The sequence below is a fragment of the Natrinema soli genome, from assembly GCF_028618695.1.
In genome coordinates this window covers 1-764 of the sequence record NZ_JAQIVI010000462.1, presented here as the reverse complement: position 1 = coordinate 764, position 764 = coordinate 1, and the positions used below count along the sequence as shown (strand labels likewise).

Sequence of the window (764 nt, the reverse complement as noted above, 5' to 3'; positions counted from 1 at the left end):
CGACGGCAGCGAGGAGGGCGGACGCAGCGGCGGGATCACGGTCGCCGCGGTCGACACCGACGGGATCGACGGTGCGACCGACGTGGCCGGCGCACTGGTCGACGAGACGACGGTCGACGACCTCGATACAGCGCGAGAGGCCCTCGACGAAAACGATGTCTACCCGTATCTCGAGGCGCGCGAATCGCTCGTGTTCACGGGGCCAACCGGGACGAACCTGAACGATCTGCGGGTACTGGTCGTCGGCGAGTAGCTCACTTCCAGGGTTCCGCGTCCACTGTGAGCGCGTCGATCACGCGACAGGCGTTTTTCGAGAATGCACGCCGCAACAAATCCTCCGAGAGGCACTGTCTAGTTAAGCGATTCTAACGTCAAACGCCGTTTCAGCGTCTGTCGAAGCAACACCGATGGGATCTGGGACCATTACTGTTTATGGGACGTTTGCTGAAGCAGCCGAATTTTCGCTGCTCGTGGAACAGGGTCTCTTTATGTTAAATCATAGATGGTAATTTCACAACCGATACCGTCACTTCATTGTCGTCCTGTCTTGCGGTTTCCCTTATCTAGACAGTACCCTCCGAGACGTCGAGGGTGAGGATCTCCATGACCCCGACGTTGGGGTGGCAGGCGGGCGCGCCGCTCCCGAAGAACACCCGGTCGGGATGCTCGCGGAGCGCGCGCTCGAGTTGCTCGCGATACCGGACGAAACTCGTCTCGAGGTAGCAGTCGTCGTACTGGTCGAGCAGGTCGATCATCTCGCCCAT

1 protein-coding gene and 1 pseudogene are annotated in these 764 nt (G+C 60.1%); one reads left to right on the top strand and one right to left on the bottom strand.

Annotated elements, in window-relative coordinates; genetic code table 11:
- Positions 1-253, top strand: a 253-nt coding sequence (locus PGX04_RS24115; RefSeq protein WP_273740829.1) for an MOFRL family protein, incomplete at its 5' end; no start/stop codon positions are given.
- A 322-nt stretch (positions 254-575) separates the two neighbouring features.
- Here PGX04_RS24115 and PGX04_RS24105 read toward each other — a convergent pair.
- Positions 576-764, bottom strand: a pseudogene (locus PGX04_RS24105) (amidohydrolase family protein); the annotation flags it as partial.